The organism is Streptomyces sp. NPDC014889 (genome assembly GCF_043081205.1).
In the GTDB taxonomy this organism is placed as follows: Bacteria; Actinomycetota; Actinomycetes; order Streptomycetales; family Streptomycetaceae; genus Streptomyces.
Genome location: NZ_JBIBWH010000008.1, coordinates 333,451 through 343,486 on the forward strand (window position 1 = coordinate 333,451; position 10,036 = coordinate 343,486).

The following is a 10,036-nucleotide window of genomic DNA, read 5'->3' on the forward strand; positions in this document are numbered from 1 at the left end:
CCGACCGGGCGGGGTTGAGAGGCCGGGTCAGGTCAGTGTGGCCTGGTACAGCGCCGCGCAGGCGCTGGCGACCAGCACCCCGAGGACGATCTTCTTGAAGCGTGCGGGGTCCGTGCGGGTGAAGAGGCGGTCGCCGAGCCACCATCCCACAAGCAGACCGGGGAGCCCGGCGCCGGTCAGCAGCAGGCTGTCCGCGGTCAGCCGGCCGACGGCGAGGAACCCGGCGAGGGCCAGGGCGTCCTGGACGGAGAACGTGGCCTGGAGCGTGGCCCGGAACTCCCGGGGCGTCAGGCCCATGGCCTGGAAGGCGGCGACCAGTGGCGGCCCGTTCATACCGGTCGCGGTCAGCAGCGCCCCGCTGGCGACACCCGCGGCGACGGTGGGGCCCGTACCGCGCCGGAAGGTCAGACCCCGGCCGATCAGGACGGCGAACACCAGCACCACACAGGCGATGAGGACGGACAGCGAGCGGGCGCCCAGCACGGTCACCGCGAGCAGCCCGAGCGGCATGCCCACCAGTCCCGCTCCGCTCACCAGGCCCGCGGTGCGCACACTGACGTGTTCCCTCTGGTGGACGCAGACCGCCAGCGAGAGCACCGCGCCCAGCGCGGTGACCACGACGACGGCGTTCTGAGGGGTGGTGAGCAGGGTCAGCAGCGGCACCGCCACCAGCGCGAACCCGAAGCCGCTCAGCGCCTGCGCGAACGACGCCAGCACAGTGACCAGCGCCACCTCGGCGATCAGGGTGGTCGTCACGTGCTCCCTCTCCGGCTCGCTGCCGCCGGGGTGACCCGTCCGACCCCGTGCCCCCGCACATTACCGAGCGTCGGAGCGCCGACCGCCCGGAGGGCCCGTCGGCCACCGTTGCGAACCGCCTGCCGCCGCTACGGCGTGCCGTCGCCCGTCGTGCGGCGTTCCAGTGCCTGGCGTTCGGCGAGCCTGCTGTGGGTGCGGCCGTAGAGGAAGTACACGACGAAGCCGATGACCATCCAGATGGCGAAGCGGAGCCAGGTCTCCGCGGGGAGGTTGACCATCAGCCAGAGGGAGGCGCAGACGGAGAGGATGGGGATCACCGGGACCCAGGGGGTGCGGAAGGCGCGGGGCAGGTCGGGCCGGGTGTTGCGCAGGATGATCACGCTGATCGCGACGACGACGAACGCGAACAGGGTCCCGATGTTCACGAGTTCGGCGAGTGCGCTGAGACTGGTGAACCCTGCGACGACGGCGATGATCACGCCGAGCAGGATGGTCGGCCGGTACGGGGTGCGGAACCGCGGGTGGGTGTGCGAGAAGAACCGGGGCAGCAGTCCGTCCCGGCTCATCGCGAAGAAGACCCGGGCCTGGCCCAGGAGCAGGATCATGCACACGGTGGTCAGGCCGATGGCCGCGCCGAAGCTGATCAGGCCCGAATACCACGGATGCCCGGTGGACTTGAACGCGTCGGCGAGCGGCGCGTCGATGGACAGCGCGCTGTACTTCTGCATCCCGGTCACGACGATCGACACGGCGACGTACAGCACGGTGCAGATGATCAGCGAGCCGAGGATGCCGCGCGGCACGTCGCGCTGCGGATTGCGGGTCTCCTCGGCCGCCGTGGCGACGACGTCGAAGCCGATGAAGGCGAAGAAGACGACGGACGCGGCGGTGAAGATGCCCATCACACCGAAGTTCGAGGGTGCCCAGCCGAACATCAGCTGGATGAGCGGTGCCTTGAGGTTGCCGCCCGCGGGCACCGGCTGCGCCTTCGGGATGAACGGGTCGTAGTTGCCGCCCTTGATGAAGAAGGCGCCCGCGATGATCACCACGAGCACCACGGCCACCTTGATGGCCACGACGATCGAGGTGACCCGCGCGGAGAGCTTCATGCCGAGCACGAGGATGACGGTGATGACCAGGACCAGGAGAGCGGCGAGGATGTCGAAGCCGAATCCGGACGCCGTGTCACGCCCGCTGAGGTATTCCGGCAGGTGCCAGCCCGCATTGTCGAGCAGCGAGTGGATGTAGCCGGACCATCCGACGGCGACCACCGCCGTGCCGAGCGCGAGTTCGAGGACCAGGTCCCAGCCGATGATCCAGGCGGGGAACTCGCCGAGGGAGGAGTAGGAGAAGGTGTAGGCGGAGCCGGCCACCGGGACCGTGGAGGCGAACTCCGCGTAGCACAGCGCGGCGAGCGCGCAGACCACCCCGGCGACGACGAAGGCCAGGGAGACGGCGGGGCCGGCGGTGTTCCTGGCCGCCGTGCCGGTGAGGACGAAGATGCCGGTGCCGATGATGACGCCGACGCCGAAGACCGTCAGATCGAGGGCGGACAGGGATTTTCTGAGCGCGTGCTCGGGTTCCTCGGTGTCCTGGATCGACTGCTCGACGTTCTTCGTCCTGAAGAGCGTGCTGCTCACGGCGTGACCTCCCCTGCTTGTCGTCCTCGATCCGGCTCGACAGGGCTCGGCATGATCGAGAGAGCTGGGGATGCGTATGCCCCGGCACTGGCAGGTTCACGCAGACGGGCCGGTTGCGCCACCCGTAAGAGGGGCACGACCGGCCCGTACCGGGTCGGGGAGGTCCCGGCGGTCAGTCGCGCGCGGACTGCACCGAAGCGTCGACCCCCGTCTCGGCCTCCGGCCGCTCGAACCGGCCGTCCAGCTTGGAGACCAGGCCCGTGACCTGACGGGCGATGTCCGGCGCGGTCAGGCCGATCTCCGCCAGCACCTCGGCACGGGAGGCGTGGTCGAGGAAGCGCGGCGGGATGCCGAAGTCGCGCAGCGGCACGTCCACGCCCGCGTCCCGCAAGGTCTGGGCGACCGCCGAGCCGACACCGCCGACGCGCGAGTTGTCCTCGACGGTGACGACCACGCGGTGCCGAGCGGCGAGCGGCGCCATGGCCTCGTCGACGGGTTTGACCCAGCGCGGGTCGACGACGGTGGTGGTGATGCCCTGCTTGTCGAGGAGCGACGCCACCTCCAGGCACATCGGGGCGAGGGCGCCGACGGAGACGAGGAGGACGTCCGGGGTCTCGGTGCCGGGCTCGCGCAGTACGTCCATGCCGCCGACGCGGCCCACCGCGGGTACGGCGGGGCCGACGGCGCCCTTGGAGAAGCGGACCACGGTCGGCGCGTCGTCGACCTCGACGGCCTCGCGGAGCTGGGCGCGGACCTGGTCGGCGTCGCGCGGGGCCGCCAGCCGCAGGCCCGGGACGACCTGAAGGATCGACATGTCCCACATGCCGTTGTGGGAGGCGCCGTCCGTGCCGGTGACACCGGCCCGGTCCAGCACGAAGGTGACCCCGCACTTGTGCAGGGCCACGTCCATCAGGACCTGGTCGAAGGCGCGGTTGAGGAAGGTGGCGTAGACGGCGAAGACGGGGTGCACGCCCGCGTGCGCGAGGCCGGCGGCGGAGACGGCGCCGTGCTGCTCGGCGATGCCGACGTCGTAGACCCGGTCGGGGAAAGCCTTGGCGAACTTGTCCAGGCCGACCGGCTGGAGCATCGCCGCGGTGATGGCGACGATGTCCTTGCGCTCCTTGCCGAGCCTGACCATCTCCTCGCCGAAGACGGACGTCCAGTCGGCGCCGGAGGTGGCGATCGGCAGTCCGGTGTCGGGGTGGATCCTGCCCACGGCGTGGAAGCGGTCGGCCTCGTCCTGGAGGGCGGGCTGGTAGCCGCGGCCCTTCTCGGTGAGGCAGTGCACGATGACGGGACCGTTGAACCGCTTGGCGCGGGCCAGCGCCGACTCCAGGGCCTCGATGTCGTGGCCGTCGATGGGACCCACGTACTTCAGGCCCAGGTCCTCGAACATGCCCTGCGGGGCGATGAAGTCCTTCAGGCCCTTCTTGGCGCCGTGCAGGGTCTCGTACAGCGGCCTGCCGACGACCGGGGTGCGCTCGAGCACCTCACGGGTGCGGGCCAGGAAGCGTTCGTAGCCGTCGGTGGTGCGCAGGGTCGCGAGGTGGTTGGCGAGGCCGCCGATGGTGGGGGCGTAGGAGCGCTCGTTGTCGTTGACGACGATGACGAGCGGGCGGTCCTTGGCGTCGGCGATGTTGTTCAGCGCCTCCCAGGCCATGCCGCCGGTCAGCGCGCCGTCGCCGATGACGGCGGCGACGTGGCTGTCCCGCTCAAGGAGCTGGTTGGCCTTCGCGATGCCGTCGGCCCAGCCCAGCACGGTGGAGGCGTGGCTGTTCTCGATGACGTCGTGCTCGGACTCCGCCTGCGAGGGGTAGCCGGACAGGCCGCCCTTCATCTTCAGCTTGGAGAAGTCCTGGCGCCCGGTGAGCAGCTTGTGCACGTAGGACTGGTGGCCGGTGTCCCACAGCACCTTGTCCTTCGGCGACTGGAAGACGCGGTGCAGGGCGATGGTCAGCTCCACCACGCCGAGGTTGGGGCCGAGGTGGCCGCCGGTCTTGGAGACCTCGGTGACGAGGAAGGTCCGGATCTCCTGCGCCAGCAGGTCCAGCTCCTCCAGGCTGAGCCGGTCCAGATCGCGCGGTCCCCTGATGCGGGTCAGCAGCGGCACCCGTGCCTCCTTGCGTAGAGCTGATCGAGCTGTTGCCGGGCTCGACGAGTCTAATGTTCCGCCCGGGCGACCGGTGTCCGGGCCGGGGGTCGTACGTCACGCGAACGGCGGTACCCGGCAGCAGACCTGTTAGGCATGGCCGTGCCCGGCACCGTCGTCGGCGCCGGGCACGGCCATGGTGCGGGCGGCGCTCAGGCGCGTCCGGCCGACTTCTGGGTCTTGCGGGTGATCGAGTCGATGACGACCGTGGCGAGGAGCACACCACCGGTGATCATGTACTGGACCGGGGTGGCGATGCCCTGGAGGGCGAGGCCGTACTGGATCGACGTGATGACGAGTACACCGAGCAGCGCGTTCCAGGTGCGGCCCCGGCCACCGAAGAGGCTGGTGCCGCCGATGACGGCCGCGGCGATGACGTTCATCAGCAGGTCACCGGAGCCGGCGCTCTGGTTCGCGGCCGCGATCTTGGAGGCCCAGAAGAGACCGCCGACCGAGGCGAAGAGGCCCGCGATGGCGAAGACCGAGACACGGACCGCGGTGACGTTGATACCGGCACGGCGGGAGGCCTCGACGCTGCCGCCGAGCGCGAAGACCTTGCGGCCGTACGCGGTGCGGCGCAGCACGAAGTCGCTGCCGACCAGGACGACCGCGAAGAGCAGCACCGCGAGCGGCAGGCCCTTGTACTGGTTGAACATGATCGCGACGGCGAACGCGGCGACCGCGAGCAGCACGGTGCGCAGCACTATGTCGCTCAGCGGGCGGGACGGGACGCCCGCGGCCTCGCGGCGGCGGTTGCCGAAGAAGGCCGACAGGAAGTATCCGGCGACCGCGACGACAGCCAGCAAGTAGGCGGCCGCCACGTCCGAGAAGTAGTACGTGGTGAGCTTGCCGACCACGCCGTCGCCGTCGATGTTGATCGTGCCGTTGTCACCCAGGACCTGGAGCATGAAGCCGTTCCAGAACAGCAGACCGGCCAGGGTCACGGCGAACGCGGGCGCACCGATCCGGGCGAAGAAGAAGCCGTGCAGGGCTCCGATGACCGCGCCGGCCGCGAGGGCGGTGACGACGGCGAGCCACTCGTTCACGCCGTGGGTGATGCTCATCACGGCCATGATCGCCGAGGAGACACCGGAGACGGAGCCGACGGACAGGTCGATCTCGCCGAGCAGCAGCACGAAGATGATGCCGACCGACATCATGCCGGTGGCCACCATGGCGACGAAGATGTTGCTGAGGTTCTCCGCGCCCAGGAAGGCCGAGTCGAGGCTCTGGAAGATCGCGCAGATGACGATGAGGCCGACGACGACCGGGATCGCCCCGAGGTCACCGGCGCGCATCTTGCGCTTGAACTCGCCGATGTAGCCGGCGAATCCCTGCTCACGCACGAGAAGACGGGGGTCGACGGCGGGGGCGGCGTCGGCCGCGGCGGCGGGCGCGTCCACGGGGGCGTCGGCGGGGGCGGCCTGGGACTTGTCGATGCTCACTTCTGAGCCTCCGCGTTGGTGCGCGCCGCACGACGGGTCACGGCGTTGTCCGTGGCACCGGTGATGGCGGAGATGATTTCTTCCTGCGAGGTGGTCCCGACCTCGAACACGCCGTTGTTGCGGCCGAGCCGGAGAACGGCGACCTTGTCGGCGACAGCCTTCACGTCCGCCATGTTGTGGCTGATGAGGATGACCGCGAGGCCGCGCTCGCGCAGCCGCTCGACGAGGTCGAGGACCTGGGCCGTCTGCTCGACACCGAGGGCGGCCGTCGGCTCGTCGAGGATGACCAGCTTGGGCTCGCCGAGCATGGAGCGGGCGATGGCGACGACCTGGCGCTGACCGCCGGAGAGCGAGGCGATCGGGATGCGGACGCTCGGGATGCGGATCGAGAGCTGGTCCAGGAGCTCGCGCGAGCGGCGCTCCATCTCGACCTCGTCCAGGACACCGCGGCGCCTGATCTCACGGCCGAGGAACAGGTTGCCGACGACATCGATGTTGTCGCACAGGGCGAGGTCCTGGTAGACCGTCGCGATGCCCAAGTCCTGGGAGTCGTGCGGCCTGTTGACCGTGACCGGCCTGCCCTCCCACTCGATGGCACCGCCATCGATGGGGTGCACGCCGGCGATCGTCTTGACAAGGGTGGACTTTCCGGCGCCGTTGTCGCCGACGAGGGCGACGACCTCTCCGGCGTGGACCTCAAGCTCTACGTCGGTGAGCGCCTGGACCGCACCGAATCGCTTGGAGACCCCGCGCAACGCCAGCACGGGCGTAGCGGACACGTGAACCATCTCCTTCGCCGCCTGAGCCTGACCCCGGCGGGAGGTTGGACAAAAGTGAGGGGGGTGTGTTCCGTCCGGCGCCCCGCCGTTGTGCTGCGGGGCTGTCGGCGGCGGGGCGCCGGACGCGCCGACACGGGCGCGCGTCACGGCTGGACGCGGCATCCCGTGCAGGTCGGCGGGGCCGCCGCGCGGGCGGCCCCGGGGGTGTTACTTCAGGCCGATCTTGTCGCAGGCGGCCTTGTACTTGGCCGTGCAGATCTCGCCGAGGGTGTAGTAACCGTCGTGGATGACGGTCTCCTTGATGTTGTCCTTCGTCAGCGAGACGACGGGGACGATGACCGCCGGGATGCCCTTCTCGCTGCCGCTGTCGACGGTGCTCGTGTTCAGCGAGCTGTCGACCTTGCCGGTCTTGGCGATCGAGACGGCCATCTTGGCGACGGTCTCGGCCTCCTGCGGGTACGACTTGAAGACGCTCATGTACTGCTCGCCGGTGATGATGCGCTGCACGCCCGCGAGTTCCGCGTCCTGGCCGGTGACCGGGGGAAGGGTCTTGAGGCCCGCGCCCTTGAGCGCGGTGATGATGCCGCCCGCCATGCCGTCGTTGGCGGAGTAGACGCCGACGATCTTGTCCTTGCCGAGGGCGGCGATGGCGCCCTCCATGTTGGCGTTGGCGTTCTCCGCCTTCCACTCCTTGGTGTCGTACTCCTTGCCGATGTCCACCTTGCCGTCGAGGGCGGCGTGGGCGCCCTTCTTGAACTGCGCGGCGTTCGGGTCGGTCACGGCGCCGTTCATCATGACGATCTTGCCGGACTTGGCCTTGTCGCCCATGGCCTTCAGCAGGGCCTCGCCCTGCGTCTTGCCGACCTCCTCGTTGTCGAACGAGGTGTAGGCGGCGATCGGGCCCTCGGCGAGGCGGTCGTAGGCGACGACCGGGATGCCGGCCTCCTTGGCCTTCTTCACGCCCGAGGCGACGGCCTTGTAGTCGACCGCGTCGAGGATCAGCACGTCGACCTTCTTGGTGATCATCGTGTCGATCTGCTGCGCCTGGAGGGTCGCGTCCTGCTTGGCGTTGAGGTACTCGACCTTGCCCTTGTTGTTCGTCAGCTCCGCGATCTGCTTCTCGATGATCGGCTTGTCGAACTTCTCGTAACGAGCGGTCTGGTTCTCCGGCAGCAGCAGGCCGACCGTGATGGCGTCGCCCTTCTTCTCACTGCCGGACGGCTTCGAGGAGCCACCGGACTCCTTGGCGCTCCCACAGGCCGCGAGCGAGACGGCCATGGCACCAGCGGCAACGGCGAAGGCCGCGCGACGCATACGCGTGTTCACTTCTTCGAACCTCCCTGACGAGGCCGCGACGTTGCGGCCGAGGTGGCTGGAAGTCAACTCGGCCGCGCGTGCGACGTCAAGAAGTAAATCCTTAACGAGATGGCAACGGTGCCATCCGTTCTCTAAGTGAAGGCAGGGGTGGCCGCGTGGAGCGTGCCGTCCAAAAGGGTCGAATCACCCATCTCGCTCAACGCGAGGGCCAGCGCGCCGAGTACTTCGGCGCGGCCGCCAAGTGCGCCGGGAAGCACGGAGAGTTGGCGGGCGGCGCTGGGAATGGCGTACCGCCCGACCGACTCCCTGATCGGGCCGAGCACCAGCTCACCGGCCTCGGCGAGGTCCCCGCCGAGCAACACCCGGCTGGGGTTGAGCAGGTTGCAGAGATTGGCGACCCCGCTGCCGATGTGACGGCCGACGTCGGCGATCACCCGGCGGCAGCCCGGATCGCCGTCCCGCGCCAGCCGTACGACTCCCTCCATGGTCAGGTCGGTGCCGTGACTGGGCCGCAGCAGCGGGAGCACGTACCCGGCGGCGGTGAAGGTCTCCAGGCAGCCGCGGTTGCCGCAACGGCAGACCGGGCCGGACTCGTCGAGCGTGATGTGGCCGATCTCGCCCGCCGTGCCGCCGGGGCCGCGGTAGATCCTGCCGTTGATCACCAGGCCCGCGCCGACCCCGCTGGCGATCTTGATGTAGGCCAGGTCGCGCACGCCCCGGCCGCTGCCCCAGACCAGCTCGCCCAGCGCGCCGAGGTTGGCGTCGTTGTCCACGTGCACCGGCACTCCGAGGCGCCCCCGCAGCTCCTCGGCGGGCCTGACGCCCGTCCAGCCCGGCAGGATGGCCGTGGAGCCCAGCGTGCCGGACTCGACGTCGATCGGGCCGGGTACGCCGACACCCACGCCGGCGATCTTGGAATGGTCGACGCCGGTGGCCGCGACGAGGCGGTTGACCAGCTCCTCCGCCCGGTCGAAGCCCTGCGCCGAGGAGGCGTCCACGTCCAGCGGCTCGGACTCCTCGGCGAGCACCTGGTGGGCGAGGTTGCCGATCGCCACCCGCAGGTGGGTGTGCCCGAAGTCGACGCCGATCACGATACCGGCGTCCCCGCTCAGGGAGACGCTGCGGGCCCGGCGCCCACCTGCGGAAGTGGGCGTGACCTGGACCGTTCCACCGTCCTTGAGCTCGCGCACGATGTTGGAGACCGTCGCCGCGGACAGGCCCGTGGTCCGCGCGATCTCCGCCTGCGTGAGTGATCCGGCAAGGCGCACGGCACGTACGACCCGCTCCAGGTTGGCTCGGTGCAGCGACGACTGCGACCCTGGAGTCTCCACGACGACCTCCTGAGCGCGGGGCCGCATCGGCGAGGCCCCGTCCATGTCCAACTAGTGAACTCTAAGCTGAGCTGTTCGGGTCCCCTCCCGTCAAGAGGTTGAACGGTATCCGCCCCCTTGGACACGCTGTTGGAGCCGTATCACGCGCCCGCGCACGAACCACGCTCCGCACGCCCCCGGAGGCGGCGGTCGGAGCGGCGCTCACGGGGGCGGACCCAGACACGGCAAGCGCTGGGCGGGCAGGCGCCAGCGCGGCCGGAGCGGGGAGAGCCCGCGAGCAGGGCCCGGAAGGCGGTCGCGGAGGCGGCAGCAGGTACGGGTCCCGCGAGCTGGGCCGGCAGGCGCGAGACCGGCCGACGAGCAGGCCCATGGAAGGCGGCTCACGGAGCCCGCGGCAGACACGAGACCCGCGCAAGCGGCAGCAGCGCGAGGCGGCGAGCCCGCGAGCCAGGCCCCGGCAGGCGCGAGACCGGCCGACGAGCAGGCCCATGGAAGGCGGCTCACAGAGCCCGCGGCAGACACCAGACCCGCGCAAGCGGCAGCAGCGCGAGGCGGCGAGCCCGCGAGCCAGGCCCCGGCAGGCGCGAGACCGGCCGACGAGCAGGCCCATGGAAGGCGG

Annotated in this window: 7 protein-coding genes; all 7 read right to left on the bottom strand. The window is 70.2% G+C overall.

The window, feature by feature from the left end; genetic code table 11:
• Nucleotides 1-27: 27 nt before the first annotated feature.
• Nucleotides 28-756 (bottom strand): sulfite exporter TauE/SafE family protein, encoded by a 729-nt coding sequence (locus tag ACF09J_RS18450; RefSeq protein WP_392306465.1) that lies wholly within the window; start codon nt 754-756, stop codon nt 28-30.
• 128 nt (nt 757-884) lie between these two features.
• Nucleotides 885-2,396 carry an amino acid permease gene (locus tag ACF09J_RS18455; RefSeq protein ID WP_392306466.1) on the bottom strand — a complete coding sequence of 504 codons (1,512 nt, stop codon included), beginning with the start codon at nt 2,394-2,396 and terminating at the stop codon, nt 885-887.
• Nucleotides 2,397-2,568: 172 nt separating this feature from the next.
• Nucleotides 2,569-4,506 carry a 1-deoxy-D-xylulose-5-phosphate synthase gene (gene dxs / locus ACF09J_RS18460; RefSeq protein ID WP_392306467.1) on the bottom strand — a complete coding sequence of 646 codons (1,938 nt, stop codon included), beginning with the start codon at nt 4,504-4,506 and terminating at the stop codon, nt 2,569-2,571.
• 191 nt (nt 4,507-4,697) lie between these two features.
• Complete coding sequence (locus ACF09J_RS18465; protein ID WP_392306468.1) at nt 4,698-5,990, bottom strand: sugar ABC transporter permease; 1,293 nt, start codon at nt 5,988-5,990, stop codon at nt 4,698-4,700.
• Nucleotides 5,987-6,778, bottom strand: coding sequence for an ATP-binding cassette domain-containing protein (locus ACF09J_RS18470; RefSeq protein WP_392306469.1), 792 nt, complete (start codon nt 6,776-6,778; stop codon nt 5,987-5,989). The genes ACF09J_RS18465 and ACF09J_RS18470 overlap by 4 nt, the downstream gene beginning before the upstream one ends.
• Nucleotides 6,779-6,976: 198 nt before the next feature.
• A complete protein-coding gene (locus ACF09J_RS18475) occupies nt 6,977-8,083 on the bottom strand; it encodes a sugar ABC transporter substrate-binding protein (protein ID WP_392306558.1) in 1,107 nt (368 codons plus the stop codon).
• A gap of 134 nt (nt 8,084-8,217) precedes the next feature.
• On the bottom strand, nt 8,218-9,417 hold the full coding sequence (locus tag ACF09J_RS18480) for an ROK family protein (protein WP_392306470.1): 1,200 nt from the start codon (nt 9,415-9,417) through the stop codon (nt 8,218-8,220).
• Between the last annotated feature and the right edge of the window lie 619 nt (nt 9,418-10,036).